The following is a 19,436-nucleotide window of genomic DNA, read 5'->3' as shown; positions in this document are numbered from 1 at the left end:
CCAGCATGACATTGTCTGAGCCACCCCGGGTGCTTGCTGTACGACACACCGGGACCCACGAGGTGTGGGTCCCATAGATTCACATCCTGAGGGAGAGCTTTTATGGCTCAGGGAACCGTCAAGTGGTTCAACGCTGAGAAGGGCTTCGGCTTCATCGCCCCGGACGGCGGTGCGCCGGACGTGTTCGTGCACTTCTCCGAGATCGTCGGCAGTGGCTACCGCAGCCTCGAAGACGGCCAGCGGGTCGAGTTCGAGATCACGCAGGGCCAGAAGGGGCCGCAGGCCTCGCAGGTCCGCGCCATCTGACCTGTTAGTTAGCAAGTAAAAGCCGGGGTTCGCGTCCAGCGGACCCCGGCTTTCGCATGTGTCGGGTTGGTCACGAGTGGGCCGCCCGCCGAACGCGCGGGCTCCGGCGGGCGTCGATCTCTACATGAGGTACGCGTGGTTATGTCATCCCGTGACCGTTGCCGGGGTGATCGTGCTCCTGGTCAACGACCACCTGCTCAAGCAGGCCTGGCCCGGGTTCGTGACGGGCAAGCTCAGCGACGTGGCCGGCCTGCTCGTGGCGCCCCCGCTGCTGGCACTCCTCTTCCTGCGCCGGGCCGACCTGGCCGCCACACTGGCCACGGGAGTGCTCTTCGCGCTCGTGAAAACGACGGAGACGGGCGCTGAGGCCGCCTCCCATGTCTGGACCCTCGTGGCCGGGCCTTCGCGCGTCCTCGCCGATCCCACGGACCTGCTGGCCCTGCCGGCGCTCGCGCTCACCTGGTGGATACGCAACCGCAGCCTCGCCGCCCCGTCCTCGCCCCGCGCGCGCGTCCTGCTGACCGCGCCGCTGGCCCTGCTCGCGGTCGCCGCCAGCGGCGCCGCCCCCCAGGCCACGTCCGAGGCCGCCTCCGTCGAGGTACGCGGCGAGCGCATCATCGTCCACACCCACGACTCGGCCGCGTGGACCTCGGAGGACAGGGGCGATACCTGGGTCTACGAGAGCACGTCCGACCGGCCGCGCAAGCGGCCGACGACGGCCATGTGCGTGCCCTACAAGGCCACCCGCTGCTACCGCGTCACCCCCGGCCGGCTGGGGGTCGAGCAGTCCGACGACGGCGGCGACACCTGGCGCCCGTCATGGTCGCCGCCCCGCGACGACCTCGACCGCCTCGCCCGGCAGTACGACGACGACCTCCCCCGCTCCGGCGGCCTCGCCGTGCAGGGCTGGCGCGGCGGGCACGTGGTGGTCGTCGCCAACGGCGGCGAGGGCATCCTGCTCCGCGACGAGACCGGCTCCTGGCGGCGGCTCGGCCACCCCGGCGAGCCGGAGCGCGCCCCGGACACCTACCCCGAGGCGGTCACGGCGGCCTTCCTGGCCGGCTGCGTGCTGTTCGGGGCCGCGGGAGCCGGGCTGGGCCGCTATCACCGCGCTTACCTGGCCGTGACGACGGCGGCCTGCCTGAGCTTCCTGGGCGTCGCGGCCTCCTCGGTCTCGCCCGCCCTGGGCGGGCACGTGGGGCTGCTCGCGTTCCTCGCGCTCGCCACGATCCCGGCGGCCTTCATCGTGGGCACCATTCTGCTGATCGCGGGACGGGCGCGCCCGCTGCCCATAGCCGTGGGCGTCCTCAGCGCGCCGTTCGTCTACCTGGCCGCCTACCTGCCCTTCGAGGGCTGGGCCGACGGGACCTTCGGGTCGTACTGGGCCGCGGTCGCGGTGTCCGCGCTGCTGACCTCGCTGGTGCTGGCCGTGGACCTGTTGCTCGTCAGGAAGGACGCCGCGAAGACGCCCGCGGACCTGTGAGCCCGCGGGCGCCGGACGCTACGGCTTGGCCGGCGTGAGGACGTCGAGCCCCACGTACGGGCGCAGCGCCTGGGGCACCACCACCGAGCCGTCGGCCTGCTGGTGGTTCTCCAGGATCGCCACGATCCACCGGGTGGTGGCGAGCGTGCCGTTGAGCGTGGCCAGGTGGCGCGGCTTGCCGTCCTTGTCGCGGAAGCGGGCGGCGAGCCTGCGCGCCTGGAACTCCGTGCAGTTGGAGGTCGAGGTCAGCTCGCGGTAGCGGCCCTGGCTCGGGATCCACGCCTCGCAGTCGAACTTGCGCGCGGCCGACATGCCGAGGTCGCCCGCCGCCGTGTCGATCACGCGGTAGGGCACCTCGATCTTGGCCAGCATCTCCTTCTCCCAGGCGAGCAGGCGCAGGTGCTCCTCGTGGGCCTCCTCCGGCCGCACGTACGAGAACATCTCCACCTTGTCGAACTGGTGGACGCGGATGATGCCGCGGGTGTCCTTGCCGTAGGAGCCGGCCTCGCGCCGGAAGCACGACGACCAGCCCGCGTAGCGCAGCGGCAGCGCGCCCGCGTCGACGATCTCCTGGGCGTGGTAGCCGGCCAGCGAGACCTCCGACGTGCCGACGAGGTAGAGGTCGTCCTCGGGCAGCCGGTAGATCTCCTTGTCGTGCGCGACGTGGAAGCCGGTGCCCTGCATGGTCTCCGGCTTGACGAGCACCGGCGTGATCATCGGCGTGAAGCCGGCCTCGATCGCCTGCTGCATCGCCATGTTGAGCAGCCCGAGCTGCAGCCGCGCGCCGAGGCCCTTGAGGAAGAAGAACCGCGAGCCGGACACCTTGGCGCCCCGCTCCATGTCGATGGCGTCGAGCGCCTCGCCCAGCTCCAGGTGGTCCTTCGGCTCGAAGTCGAACTCGCGCGGCCGCCCCACCGTCTCCAGGACCACGTAGTCGTCCTCGCCGCCGGCGGGCGCGCCCTCCTCGACGATGTTGGGCACCGCCTGCACCAGGTCGTCGAGCTCGGCGCCGAGCTTCTCCGCCTCCGACTCGGCCGCCTTGACCTGGCTCGCGAGGTCCTTGGCGCGCTGCAGCAGCGCGGCCTTCTCCTCGCCCTGCGCCTTGGAGACCGACTTGCCCATGCTCTTCTGCTCGGCGCGCAGGGACTCGAACGAGGTCAGCGCGGCGCGGCGGCGCTCGTCCAGGTCGAGCAGCGTGTCGACGACGGAGTCGTCCTCGCCGCGGGCACGCTGCGAAGCCCGTAGCCGGTCGGGATCCTCACGAAGGGTACGCAGGTCAATCACAAGGAAAGGCTACCGGCGCCGGACGCCGCCCCGCCCCCGGATTACCGCCTGCCGGGGATCTCCGTCAGACCTGACCGGCGCGGATGCGGGCCAGCCACTCGCCCGCCTCGCCGAACTCCTCGTCCGAGGTGCCCCGCTTGATCTGCGGCGCCATGCCGTCGGCCCGCGGATAGCTGCCGAGGAAGCGCACCTCGCCGCAGATGCGGTGCAGCCCGGCGACGGCCTCGCCGACCCGCGCGTCGCCGATGTGCCCCTCGAAGTCGAAGTGGAAGAAGTAGCGCCCGATGCCGTCTCCGGTCGGCCGCGACTCGATGCGCGTGAGGTTGACGCCGCGCACCGAGAACTCGGTCAGCATCTCCAGCAGCGCGCCCGGATGGTCGTCGGCCAGGAAGACCACCAGCGTCGTACGGTCGGAGCCGGTCGGCTCGGGCAGCGGCCCGCCGGGACGGTTGACCTTGACGAACCTGGTCACCGTGTCGGACCGGTCGCCGATGCCGCCGGCCAGCTCGGTCAGCCCGTAGTACTCGCCCGCGATGCGGGGGGCGATCGCGGCGTCGTACGGCGACCCGGGCAGCGAGACCTCCTGCGCCGCGGCGGCCGTCGAGGGCGCGGCCACCACGACCGCGTCGGGCAGCTCGCGCGCGATGTAGCCCCGGCACTGCGTGATCGCCGCAGGGTGCGTGTAGAGGCGCTTGATGTGCGGGATCTCCGTGCCGGGCCTGGCCAGCAGCGAGAACCGCACCGGCAGCAGCAGCTCGGCCGTGATCAGCAGCGGCTCGCCCCAGGCGAACTCGTCGAGGGTCGTGGTGATGGCGCCCTCGATGGAGTTCTCCAGCGGGACCACGGCTCCGTCGGCCTCGCCGGCGCGGGCCGCGTTGAGCGCCGCGCTCACGTTGGCGCAGGGCAGCCGCTCGGCCGTGGGGTCGAGGAGGCTCAGGGCCTCTTCGGTGAACGTACCCTCGGGCCCGAGGTAGGCGAGTCTCGGCATGCGTCCAGAGTAACCGCAGGTCGCCAGGGCCCGCGCCCGTTTCGCCCCTGATCGGCCCTTGATCCGTCAGGTCAGAGCGGGCCCGCCGAGCGGCACGGCACCAGCGGCCCGAGCCCCAGCCGGGCGGCCCGCACCGCCTCCGCCTCCTCGGGCGACAGCGGCTGCTCGCCCTTGCCGCCCACCACAGGCCGCACGTACGTGCGCGTCTCGCTCTGCCCGTTGATCGAGGTCAGCACGATCCCGTCGCCCAGCCCGTTGATCATCGCCACCGAGAACGACAGCCGCCCGCGCATCTCGGACAGCGCGTCGTAGCGGCAGACCGCGACGTCCCTGATCGCCTTGAGATCGCCCATGCCCTCGCTGCTCTGCCTGGCCAGCAGCCGCTGGCAGTCCTCCACGGCGGCCCTGGCCTGCCGCAGCGACAGCCGGCCGATCAGCACGCCGCTGACCCCGGCGACGACGCCCACGATCACCCATACGGTAACGAGCACGTGACCGAGGGTAACGGCTCAGTCAAGCAAGCTCGCGCCGTTTCGGCAACCACGACACCAGCAACCACACCAGGACCAGCGCCCCCAGCCCGAACCCGTTCTGAACGATCTTCCCCAGCACCAGGCTCACCCCCGGGATGCCGGCCGCGATCAGCGCCACCCCCCACCACGGGACCGGCACCACGTAGTACAGCCACGCCCCACCGGCCACCCGCAGCCGTACGGGGTCGCGCCCGTCGCCCACGATCGCCCCGAGCACCACGACGATCCAGGCCAGGTGGTGGATCCAGGCGACCGGCGAGAGCAGCACGGCCATCAGCCCGACCAGCGCCACGGCGGCGAGCGGGTCACCCGCCCGGTACGCGTCCCGTGCCCCACGGAAGCCGAACCAGGCGACCACGGCGACCAGCACCAGCCAGATCGCCGACTCCACCGTGTCGTTCATGTAGAGGCGGATCAGCATGCCGCGCATCGACTGGTTCGTGGTGGCCGCGTTCGCGCCGAGCCGCTCGGGGTCGAGCAGCGCCGAGAACCAGAAGTCGGCCGCGTCCTCCGGGATCACGGCGAACGGCAGCAGCGAGAGCACCGCCGTCACGAACGCCGCCATCCAGAACGTCCGCCACTGCCGGGTGACCAGGAGATAGATCAGGAACACGCCCGGCGTCAGCTTGACCGCCGTCGCCAGCCCGATCAGGAAGCCGCGCGGCCACCAGGGGCGCTTGGCCAGGCAGTCCGCGACGCAGAGGGCGACCAGCAGGATGTCCACCTGCCCGAAACGCACCTGGTCGCGGATCGGCATCAGGTACGCGCAGGCCACCATGAGCAGCCCGAACACCCACGGCGCGTACCGCCGGACCGCCTCCCCCGTCAGCACCTGCCGGAACGAGAACCAGACGGTCACGGCCAGCGTCACGTAGATCCCGGCCGTCCACACCCACTGGGCCGTCTCCCACGACATCACGGCCAGCCCGACCGCCAGCATGGCCGCCACCGGCGGGTACGTGAACGGCAGCAACTGCGGCGCGGGCGTGTGGGCGGCGTACACCGGTCGCCCTTCGAGCAGCATCTGCCCGCCGGTCCGGTAGACGTCCAGGTCGACCAGGCGCTGGTCGTCAGGGTTCGTGAGCCACGTGTGCACGAGCGGCGCGACGGCCGCCGCGACGGCCAGCGCCACGATCGCCCACGCCCACCACTGCCGCCGGTTCACCCGCACCTCGCCTCTTGTCACGGTGTGGCACGTTACCGTGGCTCTTGTTGTACGAGGGGCAATCACTGGGGGTTCCATCCATGGCGTACGAGAGCGCATCCGGCCTGCCAGGAGGTCGGCCCGGCTCCCGCACCCGCCTTGTGCACGGCGTCGCCGTCGTCCTCCTCGCCGCCCTCCTCACCCTCCTGACCCTCACCCCGGCCACCGCCCAGAACCGGCCGAGCGGCCGGGTGGCGCTGATCGGCGTGCCCGGTCTCCAGTGGAGCGACCTCGACGCGACCCGGACCCCCGCCCTCTGGAAACTCGTGGGCCAGGGCTCCTCGGCCTCGCTCTCCACCAGGGCCGTACCGCCGCCGGACCGCGGCATCACCTGCCCCGTCGCCGGCTGGCTGACCGTCTCCGCGGGCCAGCGCGCGGGCACCGACGGCAAGGGCTGCCCCGCCGCCACTCAACCGTCCGCTCGCGGCGACGGCTCCGCCACCGTGCCCGGCTGGCAGGCCATGACCGCCTACCAGTCCGACACCGGGTACGACGCCCGGATCGGCACGCTCGGCCGGCTGGTGACGGACGGCGGGGGCAAGGTCGCCGCCATCGGTCCGGGCGCGGCCATCGCCGGTGCCGACAAGTCCGGAAATATCGCCAAATACGCCCCAACCCCTGACGCCCTGGGCGACCCCTCCCCGTACAACCTCATCGTCTTCGACGTCCCCACCCTCGCCGACGCCTGGTCCCGCCAGCCCCTCGACGAGTACGGCGTCCCCGCGGGGATGCCCACCGCCACCCGCCAGGCCGCCGTCGCCGAGGCCGACCGCCAGGTCGCCACCCTGCTCGACCGGCTCCCGCCCGGCACCACGATCCTGGTCGCCGGCCTCTCCGACGTGAGCCCGAACGCCCACCTCCACGTCGCCGTGGCCGCCGGCCCGTCCCCGGCCGGGGAGCCGTACCCGCGCGGCCACCTCACCGCCACCTCCACCCGCCAGGACGCCCTGGTCACCATCACCGACCTCACCGCGACCGTCATCCAGCTCCTGGGCCTGCCACAGCCGCGCGAAGTGGTCGGCCGCCCCTGGCAAGCGGGCGCTCCCGCGTCCGGCAGCACGGCGGACACGGTGTCCGGCCTCGCCGACGCCGACCTCGCCAGCCAGGTGCTCAGGAACGTCCGCGGCCCGTTCTTCACCGTCCTGGTCACCCTCCAGCTCCTCTTCTACGCCTGCGCCGCCCTCGCCCTACGCCGCCGCCGCTCCACCACCCCAGCCGGACGCGACGCCGTGACCTCGCCGGAAGGCGGCACGCCCGGAGGCGACACCGCCGTCCCACCCGGGAACGGCGCCGCCCCCCTGACCGGAGACAGCACCGCCACCCTGCCCGGAGACAGCACCGCTCCCATCGCCGGAGACAGCACCGCTCCCCTCGCCGGTGGCGGCACCGCCGCCTCGGCCGGAGGCGATGCCACCGCCCCGCCTGGGGGTGAGCCGGCGCCAAGCGCCACGACGCCACCGACCGTCGACGACCTCGCCACTGGCGCTGACGCTGACGCTGACGACAGCCGCAGCGGCAGCAGTGGCGGCGGCAGCAGCGCTGTTAACGACATCGGCGGCGGGGATGCGAGCGCGTCCAAGCTGCTCCGCGCCGTCCAGATCGTCGCCGTGCTGAGCGGCGCGATCGCCGTCTCCACCTTCCTGGCGCAGCTCGTGCCCTGGTGGACCCTCCCCGTGCCGATGGTCTCGGTCGTCGTGACGATCCTGGGCATCGCCGCGCTCATCACCGCCGCCGCGTTCGCGGGCCCCTGGCGGGCGCACGTGCTCGGCCCGCTGACCGTCGTCGCGGCGCTGACGTCCCTGGCCCTGATCATCGACGTCATGACCGGTTCGAAGCTCCAGGTCAACGCCGTCACCGGGTACGAGCCCGTCACCGGCGGCCGCTTCTACGGCTTCAGCAACATCGCCTTCGCCGTCTACGCCACCGGCACCATCCTGGGCCTGGCCGGGATCGCGCAGTGGCTGCTGGGCAGAGGCGTCTCCAGGCTCGTCGTGGTCGGGGCCTGCGCGCTCTACGGGATGTTCGCGGTGTTCGCGGACGGGTGGCCGTCCTGGGGAGCGGACTTCGGCGGGGTGCCGGCGTTCGTGATCGGGCTGGCCGTCTTCCTGATCCTCCTTTCCGGCAGGCGGGTGTCGCTGCTCAGGCTGCTGCTGGTCGGCGTCGCGGGGGTGGCGATCGTCGGGGTGTTGTCGGTGGTCGACTGGTTGCGTCCCGAGGCGCAGCGGACGCATCTGGGGACGTTCGTGCAGCAGGTCATCGACGGCCAGGCGTGGACCGTCGTCGGCCGCAAGTTCAGCGCCATGATCGGCGTCACGGTGGGGAACTGGTCACTGACCCTCCTCACGCTGGTCGCGCTCGCGTTCCTCTTCCTGGTGCTGGCCCGGCCCTCGCGATACGGGGCCGCGGCGCTCGGACAGGTCTACGCCCTCGCCCCGACGCTCCGCGCCGGCCTGTTCGGTGCGTTGACGTGCGCGTTCGTCGGGTTCCTGATGAACGATTCGGGCATCGCCATCCCCGCCATGGCGCTCACGGTCGCGGTGCCGCTGACGCTGGCGGCGTGTGTGCGCGCCCTGCAGCTCGCCAGGCCCACACCGCCAGGGCGAACGTCAGAGCGAGCAGCACCCAAGCCGTCTGAGGCCGGACCACGCCGCTGAGCCAGGCGAGGTCCGCCGGCTGCCCGTCGACGCGGGCGGGCAGGTAGGCGAGCGACAGGGCCAGCAGGTGCACGACGAGGAACGCGTCCACCGCGGACCCCGCCACGAGCGCCAGCATCCCGAAGGCCAGCCCGTGGTACCAGGGCAGCACGTACGGCGAGGCGAACACGTACGCCACCGCCAGCCCGGCCGCCACAACCGGCGCGCCGAGCCCGGCCGCCCCGGCGGCCCGGCCGGTGCCCCAGGTCCATCCGGTGCGGGCGGCCCATCGGAACAGCAACCAGGCCAGCAGCGCGAGCAGCAGGAGCGAGCCGACCTGGATCTCGCCCCGGTAGGCCGTCCCCGTGCCGATGACCGACTGCAGCCACCCCTGAACCAGCTTCCAGACCGTGGCGTGCGAGATCGCCTTGCTGGTGCGCGTCACCGGCGCGATCGCGTCCGTGCCCGCCACGGCGTATCCGGCGACCACCACCGCCAGGGCGCATCCCGCCATGACGGCCAGGCGGCCGGGACGGCGGCGCAGCTCCCAGGCCGGGCCCAGAGCGACGAGACCCGCGTTGGCCTTGATCGCCACACCCAGGCCGAGCAGGACGCCCCCGCCCACCGGACGGCCTCTCGCGAGGAGGGCGGCGACCATGCAGGCCACGGCCAGGGTGTCCACGTGCATGCCGGCGACCAGGTGGTAGAGGAGGAGCGGGTTGGCCGCCCACAGCAGCGCGGCGCGGCGGCGGGCGGCCTCGTCGTGCCTGGTGAAGCGGTCGATGAGCAGGGCGGTCACGATGAAGGCGGCGGCGTTGACCAGCGCCAGAACGAAGATCGTCAACCGGAGCGAGTCGCCGCCGACCCAGCTCGCGAACGCCTGCACCGCCGTCGCGACCGGCCCGTACACGCTGGGCTCCTCGCGCCACGGCCGCTCGACCGCGTCGGCGATCACGTCACCGGGAAGGTCGGCGGCTCCGTGCGTGTACGGGTTGAGCCCCAGCGTGAGCATGCGACCGTACGCGGCGTAGTTGAGATGGTCGCCGGAGCCCGAGGGGGGCAGGAAGGCGAGGATCGCGGCGGCGAGGCAACCGAGCAGCACCAGCAGCCGCCCGTCCGGCAACCGCACGCCCCCGAGGCGGGCAGCGGCCGCAGAGGCCGCCGAGGCAGGCTTGGCGAGGGCGAGCAACGTGGTCAGCAGGCCGAGGCCGCCGAGGATGATCGCCGCCGCCCCGAGGGCGACCGTCAGGTGCGGATCGGGATGGACGTCCAGGGAGTAAGGCGGCTGCCAGGCGGGCCCGCCCAGCGCGGGGACCATGGCCGACGGGCCGAGCAGGCCGATGGCGGCCGTCAGCAGGACGGAGGCGCCGATCGCCCACATGCCCGCCAACGCGAGCCGCCCGCGTGCGTTGTTGTGCCGCGTCTCCGAAGTCACCCGCGTATTCCAGCACACGCGCGGACGGCCTCCGCCCGGATGGCGGGCACCTGTGGATAACCGGCCGGGCACCCGGGCGGAAGTGCCGCAGGTGCCCGGTGACCGCGCCGCAGGCTCGGCCTGTCCTGGAGGTGGTCAGCGGTTGGGGTGAAGTTTGTTCAGGTTTTGGACGACCACCGGGTCGCGGGTGGCCAGCGCCCGTGCCACGTCCCGCAGCTGGGTCGCCCGATGGAGCTGCGCCCGCCAGTCCGTGCCCGTGGCCCGGTGGGCCATCTCGACCTCGACCTGCTCCACCCGGTATCCCTTGCGCACCAGGTCGATGGTCAGGGCGGTCTCCACGCCGAACCCGTGCGCCAGCGGCCGTGCGGCCTCGAAGGCGGCCCGGGTCAGGCAGCGCTGGCCGTTGAGCGGCTGGGCGAGCTCCAGGCCGGTCGCGCGGCGGATGCCCTCCCTGGACAGGCGGACGACTAACCCGTGGCCCCCCAGCTTCACCCTGGCGGCGAAGACGGCGATGGTCATGTCGGCCACGCCCGCGCGTACGGGCTCGACGAGCGGCGCCGCCGCGGCGGCGGTTTCGCCGAGGTCGGCGTCCAGGAACAGCAGGTGGCGCGGTGCGGCGTCGTCCCCGTCCAGGAGGCGTACGGCCTCGGCCCCGCTCTCCATCGCGGCCGCCTTGCCCCGGTTGCGGCTGTGCCGCACCACGCGGGCGCCGGCGGCGCGCGCCGCCTTGCCGGTCAGGTCGCGCGAGCCGTCGTCGACGACCACCACGAGGTCCACTCCGGGCAGCGCCGAGGCGGCCTTGACGGTGGTCGCGATGCGTTCGGCCTCGTTCACCGCCGGAATGACGACCGCGGTGTCACCGCTCACCGCTCGTGAACCCGGTGCGGCTGCCGTCATGATCCCTCGGATATGAGGAACTCCTGCGGAACCTCTTCGTGCACCGTGAACACCGAGTCGAGCCCGGTGACCTGCAGGATCTTGCGCACGGCGGGGCGGGGCGAGGCCACCTCCAGCGTGCCCCCCTGCTCCTTCATCCGCTTGAGCGCCGAGAGCAGCACGTTCATCCCCGTGGAGTCGCAGAAATCCACGGCGGACATGTCGATGACCACCCGGCTCGGCCCTTCCTGCAGCAGCCGAGTGAACTCGGACTGCAGGTGAGGCGCCGTATAGAGGTCGATTTCCCCGGTGACCGCGACAAGCGCGAACCCGGCATGTGATCGAGTCGAGACCTTGAGCTCCACATGGGCAGGCTAGCGGCGCGGAGGCTTCCGGTCACGTTGTCACGCCGATAGGGCGAGCACAGGTTTTTGTCCTCCGTTTGGGCTCCATAGGCACGGAGAGTACGCGAAGCTTGACAGCGTGACACCTGAACACCCGCCGCGGCACCGAGAAGGAGGGACCAGGGCACGGCTGACGGGCCCCACGTCGATGAAGACCGAGAAACCCGAAGATCCTCAGCGCGAAGGGCTCCGCGATCGGCTGGAGTCCATCCTTCTCCGTACGGAGAAGGCCAACTCATGGCATGACGAAGCAGCGCGGCTGCGTGGCCTGCTCAACCACGAGGGCTACGTCCCGATCCGTACGCGGCTGGTCCGCGAAGACCTGGAGTTCCTGGCGGGGGCGCGTGCCGACCTGCTCAGGTTCTCCGAGCTGGGGCTCAGGCTGCTCGACCTGCACCAGCCCCGTGACGCGGGTGGCATCACCAGCGACGCGGCGCATCCGATCCTGCGGTGCCGGAGCTGCATGTGGCGGTGGCCGTGTCCGACATTTCGGGCGATGGTGGAGTCGTTCGGCTCCCAATGGGACACCACGGGCACCCAGGAAGACCAGGACACCGCGACCGATCACCCGTCCACGCCCGACGGTCCGGCCCACCCCGCCGCGGAGCTCCGCATCGGGGAGGAGACGGTCCGGAGCACGCCCAGCACAGAGACCACCCTCAGCACAGAGACCACCCTCAGCACAGGGGCAGCCGGATCTCGAACCGGCAGCCCGGCCCGTCGTTGACCACCCCGATCACCCCGTCATGCGCCTCCACGATGCCCTGGGCGATGGCCAGCCCGAGCCCGGCCCCTCCGTCGGCGGTCGGCGTACGCGCGCTCTCCCCCCGGAAGGCCACCTCGAACACGCGAGGCAGGTCCTCCTCCGGGATGCCACCGCAGCAGTCGGCGACCGACAGGCACGCCATGCCGTCGTCCACGGCGGCCCGCAGCACCACGGCCCGGTCCGACGGGGTGTGCCTGATGGCGTTGACCACGAGGTTGCCGAGGGCGCGCCCCAGCGCGCCCGCGTCGGCCTCGACGGGCACGGCGGCGTCCGCCGCCTCGGCGGTCAGCAGCACGCCCTTCGCGCGGGCGAGCGGTTCGACGCCCGCGACCGTGTCGGCGACGAGGTCGGCCAGCCCGACCCTCGCCCGCGAGAGCCGCAGCGCCCCCGCGTGGATGCGCGACAGCTCGAACAGGTCGTCCACCATGGCCGACAGCCGCTCCACCTCCAGCTTGATCTGCCCGTGGTAGCGGGCGACCGTCGCGGGGTCGGAGACCACGCCGTCCTCCAGCGCCTCGGCCATGGCCCGCATGCCCGCGAGCGGCGTACGCAGGTCGTGGCTGACCCACGCGACCAGCTCGCGCCTGGCGCCCTCCAGGGCCCGCTCGCGGGCGTACGCCTCCTCCAGGGTGTTCGCGATCTCCTGCAGCTCGGCGGGCAGCCCCTGGGGCGCCTGGAACGGCGGCTCACGTACGGCGTCCACGAGCCGGCGGCTCTCCCGTACGACCCGCTTGGACAGCACGAACGCCACCCCCAGCCCGACCAGCCCGCCGACGGCCACCACGCTCAGCACGAAGTCCTTGACCGGCCCCTCGATGATCATCTTGGCGATGATCGCCACGACGCCGGCCAGCGTGGCCGCCACGGCCACCACCACGACCACGGCCAGCATCACGCCGATCGAACGCGTGCGCAGCCGTCCCATCGCCCAGATCCCGCCGAGCGCCACCAGCAGCCCGAGCCCGGCCGCCACGGCCACGACCGTCGGCAGCTCCCCGACCGCCACGGCGGCCGGCGGGACACCGTGCGGCGTCATCAGCCCTCCATCGGCTCGTAGCGGTAGCCGACGCCCCACACGGTGACGATCCTGCGCGGCGCGGTCGGATCCGGCTCGATCTTCTCCCGCAGCCGCCGCACGTGCACGGTCACCGTGGACGAGTCGCCGAACGACCAGCCCCACACCTGGTTGAGCAGCGCCGACCGGCTGAACGCCTGGCGGGGGTTGCGCATGAGGTAGGCCAGCAGGTCGAACTCGCGGGCGGTCAGCATGACCTCGTCGCCGCGCAGGCGTACCTCGTGGGCGCCCACGTCCACCGTCAGGTCGTCGTCGCGCAGCACCCCGGTGCCGCCGGTCACGGACGCGCCCCGCGCCCGCCGCAGCACCGACTGCACCCGCAGGGCCAGCTCGCGCGGGCTGAACGGCTTGACCACGTAGTCGTCGGCCCCCGTCTCCAGGCCGACCACCCGGTCGATCTCCTCGCCCAGCGCGGTCAGCATGATCACCGGCACCGGCCAGCGCTCCCTGAGCCTGCGGCACACCTGGAGCCCGTCGAGCCTCGGCAGCATGAGGTCGAGCACCATGAGGTCGGGCGGATGCGCGAGGGCCCGGCGCAGCGCCTCGGCACCGTCGCCCACGCACTCGACCTCGTGCCCGTCACGCTCCAGATAGCGGGCGACCACCTCGGAAACGGTCGGATCATCCTCGACCACCAGGATGCGCGTGTTCACCACTTCACGGTACGGCTCACGCCCCCGGAACCGCCGCCCACGTCATCACTCCGTAAGCCTCGCGGCCCCTGCCCGGAGGACGTACGGTGGGCTCATGAGTAGAGTCGTGATGATCGTCATAGGGGCCCTGCTGGGCCTGTTCGTGGTGTTCAACTTCCTGCTGCCGCTGCTGGCGGGCCTGTTCAAGCTGGCCTTGATCGTCGGTCTGATCGCTCTGGTCCTGTTCGTCGTGGTCACCGTGATGAGCAAGTCCTCCCGTTCGCAGTGACCCAGTTCCTCTTCGACCCGTGGCTGGCCGGGATCACCCTGGTGGCGATCCTGCTGCTGGTCGCGTGGGCGGCCACGTTGCTGCCCGTCCTCGGCGGGGAGTCCCCTGGCTTTCCGCTGACCTACGCGCGCCGCACCGCCTTCCAGCGTCAGCGCGACCCTGACGCCGCCGGGCGGTCCCGCTCGCGCGCTCCTTAGGCACGCCCCGCTTCCCCAGGCAAGCGGGGCTCGCCGCCGGGTGAGCCCCATCCCGATCGTCCCCATGGATGGAAGGCTCGCTTTCTCATGATCGATTCTCTTGTCACGTTCGTCGTCGGCACGGCCGGGGGCGACGCCGCGCTCGCGATCGTGCTGTTCACGCTCGCCGTACGGCTCCTGCTGCTGCCGCTCAACGTGCGCCAGGCCCGTACGGCGAGGATCCGCGAACGCCTCGCCCCCAAGCTCCAGGCGCTGAAGAAGCGCCACGCGCGCCACCCCGAACGGCTGGCCGAGGAGACGAGGGCGCTGTACGCCGCCGAGGGCAGCTCGCCGTTCGCCGGGTTCCTCCCGATGCTGGGGCAGTTGCCGTTCCTGTGGCTGATGTACCGCGTGGCCACGCATCCGACGGCGCTGGCGGGGCACACGTTGTTCGGGGCGCCGCTGGGTCAGCAGGTGGCGGGCCTGGTGGCGAATTACGGTCTGTTCAGTGTGCCCGTTTCGGTCTTCGCACTGGTCATCCTGCTGGTCGCGGCGGTGGCGTGGCTGTCCGTGAGGAACATCAGGATCGGGGACGACCAGCCGGAGCTGGTCAGGAGGATGGCGAGGCTGGCGCCGTACGGGTCGGTGGTGGCCGTCCTGGTGCTGCCGCTCGCGGCCGGGCTCTACCTGCTGGTGTCGAACGCGTGGGCGACCGCGGAGCGGGCCGTGCTCTACCGGCGCCCCGCCGGCGCGAGCGCCTGACGCGCCCCAGGGCCGGCTAACCGGCCTCCTTCAACGCCGCGACCTGCCCGTTCATCGAAGCAGCCTGAGGAGCGGGCAGGATCGCCCACACCGTCGTGGTGTCGCCGTCGTGGCGCACCCCCCAGCTCTCCGCGACGTACTCCACGATGCCGAGCCCCCGCCCCCCGAGCGAGGACAGGGTCGGCCGGGCCGCCCGTGGCTCCGTCGCCGCGCCTCCGTCACTCACCGCGACCTCGATGTGCCCGTCGCTGCGCAACCAGGCGACTCTCACCATGCCGGACGGCAGCGGGTGCGCGTGCCGCAGCGCGTTGCTCAACAGCTCGCTCACGACGAGCACGGCGTCGTCGATCGCCGTGGCGAAGACCCCGCTGTCCTGCAGGTCCGTGCTCAGACGCTGGCGGGCGACGGCGACGCTGGACGGCGCGTACGGCAGCAGCACCACGCTTGACACACCCACCTCCCCGTTCCCTGTGCCCCCCGCGGGAACACTCCCCGGTACGACCGAAATGCCCCGTTACTCGATCCCAGAAACCGCATCTCGATCACAGCTTGTACACATTGGAAGATAGATCAGCTCAACCGTGACCACCTCGTTACCGCATCGGTGTGTCGGATCCGATAGTGCCGGCGCCCTTCAGCACCAGCCGCATCCTGGTGCCCCCGCCGGGCCTCGGATGTGCGCTCACGTCTCCTCCTTGTGCCCTCGCCAGACTGCGGACGATGTAGAGCCCGAGCCCTACTCCACCAAACCGTCTCCGGTCCCCGCTGTCCACCTGGACGAACCGCTCGAAGACCCGTTCCCGGTCAGGAGCGGCGATACCGACGCCCTCGTCGTCCACCACGACGACCACGTCGTCGTCCTCCGGCCACGCCTCCACGCGGATCAGCCCGCCCTTGGGCGAGTACTTGAACGCGTTCTCCAGGAGCTGCCCGAGCACGATGTCCGTGGCGAGCGCGTCGCCGAGCACATAAGGCAGCCCGTCGCCGATCGCGACCTCCACCCGGTGCCGGTCCGACAGCACGGGCAGCCCCAGCGTGGCCGCGTGGATGCGCTCGGCCAGGTCGAACTCCTCGATGCGCACCTTGAGCTCGTCCGCCCCGGCCCGCGCGCCGAGCAGCAGGTGGTCCATGAGCTGGCCGAGCGACCTGGCCCGCTCGGCGATGGTGTGCACGGCCGCGCGCCGCTCCGAGTCGCCGAGCTTGTCCCAGCGGGCGTCGAGGGTCGAGGCGAAGCCCCGCACGATCGTGATCGGCGTGCGCAGCTCATGGCTGGTCGTGGCGAGGAACAGGTCCTTCGCCTCCTCCAGCTCCTTGGCCCTCGTCACGTCGCGGAAGTCGACCACGACCTCGCCGGTCTCCTCGATCCGCGCGCCCACCACGTCCAGCCACCGCCCGGTCTCCAGCTGGAAGGTGAGCTTCTCGCCCGGCTCGGGCAGCGGGAACGGCGGCGGACCGCCGAGCACGGCCTCCTCGGGGATCGCGGTGATCTCGGCGGCGGCCGGGTTCCAGCGCACCACCCGCCCGGCCTCGTCCAGCACGGCGATGCCGTCGGCGCTGGCGTCGAAGACGGCCCGCTCGTGGGCCCGCTGCCGCACCGCCTCCTGGTAGGCGACGGCGTTGCCGACCGCGATGCCCGCGTGCCCGGCCAGCAGCTCCAGCAGCTCCAGCTCCAGATGGCCGGGGGTGCTCCTGGCGAACAGCGCGTAGAGCGCGCCGTAGGGCCGGCCGCCGACCGCGGCCAGGCCGAGCGCGATCGTGTGCAGGCCGTTCAGCCGCGCCCACACGAGGTCGTCGAGCCCGCTCGACTCCAGCAGCACGGTCTTGCCCGTGCGTAAGAGCCGGTCCACGAGGCTCGTCCGCAGGTCCGTGGTGGTGCCGCGGAGCCCGTCAGGCAGCTCGTACGTGCTCACCAGCCGCAACCGCTCCCCCTCGATGAGCACGAACCCGCCCGCGTCGGCCCCGGTCAGCTCGGTCAGGCTGGCCGAGATGCGGTCGAGCACGGCCGACAGCTCCAGGTCGGAGTTGATGTCGCCGACCACATCGGTCAGCCGGCGCACCAGCCTGGCCCGGCGCGCCATGCGGGTCTTCGCGACCTGGTCGGCCCGCGCCAGGTGGTGGACGCAGACGTAGCCGGCGACGGCGCTGCCGAGCCGCAGCGCGCTGATGTCCACCCGCACGTCGAGGAGGTCGCCGGCGCTGTCGAGCCGCTTGGTGCGCACCGACACCTGGCCGCCGGTCCGTACGCGCTCCAGCGCCGCGTTGTGCTCGGCGGTCAGCTCCGCCGGGACGATCGGCGCCCGGCGGCCCAGCATCTCCGCGGCCGTCCAGCCGAACAGCCGCTCGGCCGCCTCGTTCCAGACCAGCACGGTCTGGTCCCTGTCGACCGCGACGACGGCGTTGGGCGAGCTGTCGAGCACCGCGCGGGCGATCTCATCGTCACTGCCGGCCCATTCGTCCCCCACTCCTCCATAGTGCACGTGGCGCGGTGGGTGCGTCGGGCGATCCGTCCGATACGCTGCGGTCACGACAATTCCGGGAGGGCGAGGCATGACGAGCGGCGAACTGGACGCCCTGCTGCGCGTGACCTCCAGCACCTACCGGGGAGATTCGCCGGACATCGCGTTCGGCACCTACGACGGCGCCGTGGGCCGCATGGTGCTGGCGGTGACCGCCAAGGGCGCCGTGGCCTGCTCCTTCGAGCCGGAGAACGACGTCTTCGAGCTGATCAGCCGCAACGTGGGCCGCTTCATCGGCCCCGACCCGCGCCGCCTCGACCCGCTGCGCAGAGAGCTGGACGCCTACTTCTCGGGGCGGCTGCGGGCCTTCGCCACGCCGGTCGACCTGGCGCTCGCCACGCCGTTCTCGCGCACGGTGCTGCAGAAGACGATGGCGGTCCCCTACGGCACGACCACGACGCTGGAGCACATCGGCGAGAGCATCGGCCGGCCGCGCGCGCTGCGGGCGATCGGCAACGCGCTCGCCTCCAACCCCCTCTGCGTGATCGTCCCCTGCCACCGGGTGGTCCGCGAGGACGGCGCGCTCGGCGACTACGCGGGAGGCGTCGCCGCCAAGCAGCACCTGCTCAACGTCGAACGGCGCGTCTCGACCGGCCCGTGAGCGCCCCGGCGAGCAGCGTCACCAGCGCCGCCACCAGGGCAGCGCCGAGCGCGCCGTTCATCCACGGCTGGCGGGTGAAGCCGATCGCGTCGCGAAGCCCCGCCCAGATCCCGTCCCAGGCGGCGACGGTGGGCGTCGAGGTGGTCAGCCAGTAGGCGACGAACCCGAGCGCCCACGGCACCAGCATGCTCCAGCGCGAGGGGGCGTCCTCGGCGGTGTTCCAGTGGTCGGCGCGGGCGAAGACGAAGTAGTCCACGGCCAGCACGGCGAACATCGGCACGAAGACCGCCCCGATCACGCCGAGGAACGCGCCGTAGGAGGTCACGTCCACGACCAGGGCGATCGCGACGGTCAGCACGCCGATCGCGACCGAGAACACCCGCCGGTCCACGCGCGGCATGAGGTTCTGCAGGGACATCGTGGTCGAGTAGACGTTCGCGAACGACTGGTCGGTCTCGCGCAGCACCAGGATGCCGAAGAACAGCGCGCCGAGCGGCGCCGCCACGAACGGCGCGAAGACCGCCGTGCTGTCGGCGGTGACGGCGGCGGAGCCGGCGATGGCGACCGCGTACACGCCCAGCCCCAGGCAGGCGACCTGGGCCAGCGTGTAGCCGCCGACGACGCCGGTGAACGCGGCGCGGCTGGAGCGGGAGTGCCGGGCGAAGTCGGCGGCCATCGGCACCCAGGAGACCGACAGGGCGATCACGTAGTCGACGGCGGCGGGGAACGCGGTCCACGAGCCGCCGGCGTACGAGGGGGCCTCGTTCAGGAAGAACCAGGTGAACCAGAGCATCGAGATGATCACGCCGACCGTGACGTAGCGGCGCAGCAGCCGGATCGAGCCGAGCGGCCAGATCGTCAGCGCGGTCGTGAGCACCCCGGCGGCGATCACCCACACCTGGTAGGGCACCCCGCCGAAGATCGCGGTGGCGGCCTTGGCGATCACCCACAGCTCGAACGCCCCCCAGCCCAGCATCTGGACGATGTTGAGCACCGTGGGGACGTAGGAGATCTTCGCCCCGAACAGCCCGCGCAGCAGCACCATGGCGGGCTGCCCCGTCTGCGTGCCGGGGACGGCCGACAGACCGACCATGGCGGTGCCGATGAGGCTGCCGACCAGGGCCGCGACGAGCGCGCCCGCCAGGCTGAGCGGGGCGTTGCCGAGCGGGTCGAGCAGGAACAGCGCCCCGGAGAAGCCGAGGAGGCTGACGCCGAGGTTGGCCCAGAGGGCGCCCTGGTCGAGGACGCCGAGCGTCTTCGGCGGAGCGCCGTCGAGGGTCAGGGGGACTTCGTCGGCGACATGCGCCATCGCACACTCCCTACGCCGGCATTACCCGGACAGGTTCAGGCGGTCGGCAGCGGCTGGATGGCTGCCCTCTCAGCCCGGCGAACCCCGAGCTCCCGCGACGATCTGTAGTTTTCGCCCTCATGATGCCTCAATGGCGCTAGAAGCGCCATATGAGGCTCTGGTTC

General features: G+C 72.1%; 19 protein-coding genes, 1 pseudogene and 1 riboswitch. Of the genes and pseudogenes, 8 read left to right on the top strand and 12 right to left on the bottom strand.

Annotation, left to right across the window (positions count from 1 at the left end):
- Positions 1–102 precede the first annotated feature (102 nt).
- Both SMD20_RS31090 and SMD20_RS31085 read left to right on the top strand, forming a co-directional pair.
- Positions 103–306, top strand: coding sequence for a cold-shock protein (locus SMD20_RS31090; protein WP_091081014.1), 204 nt, complete (start codon positions 103–105; stop codon positions 304–306).
- 151 nt (positions 307–457) lie between these two features.
- Positions 458–1,789 carry a hypothetical protein gene (locus SMD20_RS31085; protein ID WP_329588171.1) on the top strand — a complete coding sequence of 444 codons (1,332 nt, stop codon included), beginning with the start codon at positions 458–460 and terminating at the stop codon, positions 1,787–1,789.
- Positions 1,790–1,807: 18 nt separating this feature from the next.
- Here SMD20_RS31085 and serS read toward each other — a convergent pair whose 3' ends face one another.
- From serS to SMD20_RS31065, 4 genes are all read right to left on the bottom strand, one after another.
- Positions 1,808–3,073 (bottom strand): serine--tRNA ligase, encoded by a 1,266-nt coding sequence (gene serS / locus SMD20_RS31080; protein ID WP_329588170.1) that lies wholly within the window; start codon positions 3,071–3,073, stop codon positions 1,808–1,810.
- Positions 3,074–3,137: 64 nt separating this feature from the next.
- Positions 3,138–4,061, bottom strand: coding sequence for a prephenate dehydratase (gene pheA, locus SMD20_RS31075; RefSeq protein WP_329588168.1), 924 nt, complete (start codon positions 4,059–4,061; stop codon positions 3,138–3,140).
- Between the two features lie 71 nt (positions 4,062–4,132).
- Positions 4,133–4,552, bottom strand: a complete 420-nt coding sequence (locus SMD20_RS31070) for a DUF4446 family protein (RefSeq protein ID WP_329588166.1) — start codon at positions 4,550–4,552, stop codon at positions 4,133–4,135.
- 22 nt (positions 4,553–4,574) lie between these two features.
- Positions 4,575–5,780, bottom strand: coding sequence for a glycosyltransferase 87 family protein (locus SMD20_RS31065; protein WP_329588164.1), 1,206 nt, complete (start codon positions 5,778–5,780; stop codon positions 4,575–4,577).
- Between the two features lie 59 nt (positions 5,781–5,839).
- Between SMD20_RS31065 and SMD20_RS31060 the strand changes: the two genes are divergently transcribed.
- Positions 5,840–8,452: a hypothetical protein gene (locus tag SMD20_RS31060; RefSeq protein ID WP_329588162.1), complete on the top strand. Its 2,613-nt coding sequence runs from the start codon at positions 5,840–5,842 to the stop codon at positions 8,450–8,452.
- A 268-nt stretch (positions 8,453–8,720) separates the two neighbouring features.
- Here SMD20_RS31060 and mptB read toward each other — a convergent pair.
- The 3 genes and pseudogenes from mptB to SMD20_RS31045 form a co-directional block, all read right to left on the bottom strand.
- Positions 8,721–9,812, bottom strand: a pseudogene (gene mptB, locus SMD20_RS31055) (polyprenol phosphomannose-dependent alpha 1,6 mannosyltransferase MptB); the annotation flags it as partial.
- Between the two features lie 189 nt (positions 9,813–10,001).
- A complete protein-coding gene (locus tag SMD20_RS31050; RefSeq protein ID WP_329588160.1) occupies positions 10,002–10,763 on the bottom strand; it encodes a glycosyltransferase in 762 nt (253 codons plus the stop codon).
- On the bottom strand, positions 10,760–11,107 hold the full coding sequence (locus SMD20_RS31045; RefSeq protein WP_091081001.1) for an STAS domain-containing protein: 348 nt from the start codon (positions 11,105–11,107) through the stop codon (positions 10,760–10,762). The genes SMD20_RS31050 and SMD20_RS31045 overlap by 4 nt, the downstream gene beginning before the upstream one ends.
- Positions 11,108–11,294: 187 nt before the next feature.
- Between SMD20_RS31045 and SMD20_RS31040 the strand changes: the two genes are divergently transcribed.
- Positions 11,295–11,873 carry a hypothetical protein gene (locus SMD20_RS31040; RefSeq protein ID WP_329588158.1) on the top strand — a complete coding sequence of 193 codons (579 nt, stop codon included), beginning with the start codon at positions 11,295–11,297 and terminating at the stop codon, positions 11,871–11,873.
- Here SMD20_RS31040 and SMD20_RS31035 read toward each other — a convergent pair.
- Together SMD20_RS31035 and SMD20_RS31030 are read right to left on the bottom strand one after the other, a co-directional pair.
- Positions 11,824–12,948 carry a sensor histidine kinase gene (locus tag SMD20_RS31035; protein WP_329588157.1) on the bottom strand — a complete coding sequence of 375 codons (1,125 nt, stop codon included), beginning with the start codon at positions 12,946–12,948 and terminating at the stop codon, positions 11,824–11,826. The genes SMD20_RS31040 and SMD20_RS31035 overlap by 50 nt on opposite strands.
- Positions 12,948–13,640: a response regulator transcription factor gene (locus SMD20_RS31030; RefSeq protein ID WP_329588155.1), complete on the bottom strand. Its 693-nt coding sequence runs from the start codon at positions 13,638–13,640 to the stop codon at positions 12,948–12,950. Before SMD20_RS31030 ends, SMD20_RS31035 begins: the two co-directional genes overlap by 1 nt.
- A gap of 94 nt (positions 13,641–13,734) precedes the next feature.
- Here SMD20_RS31030 and SMD20_RS31025 point away from each other — a divergent pair, with 94 nt between their 5' ends.
- From SMD20_RS31025 to SMD20_RS31015, 3 genes are all read left to right on the top strand, one after another.
- Complete coding sequence (locus SMD20_RS31025) at positions 13,735–13,908, top strand: hypothetical protein (protein ID WP_329588153.1); 174 nt, start codon at positions 13,735–13,737, stop codon at positions 13,906–13,908.
- Positions 13,905–14,105, top strand: a complete 201-nt coding sequence (locus SMD20_RS31020) for a DUF6412 domain-containing protein (RefSeq protein WP_329588151.1) — start codon at positions 13,905–13,907, stop codon at positions 14,103–14,105. The genes SMD20_RS31025 and SMD20_RS31020 overlap by 4 nt, the downstream gene beginning before the upstream one ends.
- Positions 14,106–14,192: 87 nt before the next feature.
- The gene (locus SMD20_RS31015; RefSeq protein WP_329588149.1) at positions 14,193–14,846 is read left to right on the top strand and encodes a YidC/Oxa1 family membrane protein insertase; all 654 of its coding nucleotides are present in this window, start codon (positions 14,193–14,195) and stop codon (positions 14,844–14,846) included.
- A 16-nt stretch (positions 14,847–14,862) separates the two neighbouring features.
- Here the strand turns inward: SMD20_RS31015 and SMD20_RS31010 are convergent, their stop codons facing one another.
- Both SMD20_RS31010 and SMD20_RS31005 read right to left on the bottom strand, forming a co-directional pair.
- On the bottom strand, positions 14,863–15,297 hold the full coding sequence (locus tag SMD20_RS31010) for an ATP-binding protein (protein ID WP_329588147.1): 435 nt from the start codon (positions 15,295–15,297) through the stop codon (positions 14,863–14,865).
- 142 nt (positions 15,298–15,439) lie between these two features.
- Positions 15,440–17,308 (bottom strand): PAS domain-containing sensor histidine kinase, encoded by a 1,869-nt coding sequence (locus SMD20_RS31005; protein ID WP_329588145.1) that lies wholly within the window; start codon positions 17,306–17,308, stop codon positions 15,440–15,442.
- Between the two features lie 85 nt (positions 17,309–17,393).
- On the opposite strand from SMD20_RS31005, the gene SMD20_RS31000 reads away from it, so the two are divergent.
- Complete coding sequence (locus SMD20_RS31000) at positions 17,394–17,963, top strand: methylated-DNA--[protein]-cysteine S-methyltransferase (RefSeq protein ID WP_329588143.1); 570 nt, start codon at positions 17,394–17,396, stop codon at positions 17,961–17,963.
- Here SMD20_RS31000 and SMD20_RS30995 read toward each other — a convergent pair.
- On the bottom strand, positions 17,929–19,272 hold the full coding sequence (locus SMD20_RS30995; RefSeq protein ID WP_329588141.1) for a purine-cytosine permease family protein: 1,344 nt from the start codon (positions 19,270–19,272) through the stop codon (positions 17,929–17,931). The two genes, SMD20_RS31000 and SMD20_RS30995, sit on opposite strands and share 35 nt — an antisense overlap.
- Positions 19,263–19,378, bottom strand: a riboswitch (TPP riboswitch). Its footprint overlaps the gene before it by 10 nt.
- Positions 19,379–19,436: the final 58 nt, after the last annotated feature.

Source organism: Nonomuraea sp. LP-02, assembly GCF_036289125.1.
GTDB classification, from domain to species: Bacteria; Actinomycetota; Actinomycetes; order Streptosporangiales; family Streptosporangiaceae; genus Nonomuraea; species Nonomuraea bangladeshensis.
The sequence above is the reverse complement of the archived record's forward strand: the minus strand, read 5'-3'. Positions and strand labels throughout refer to the sequence as shown.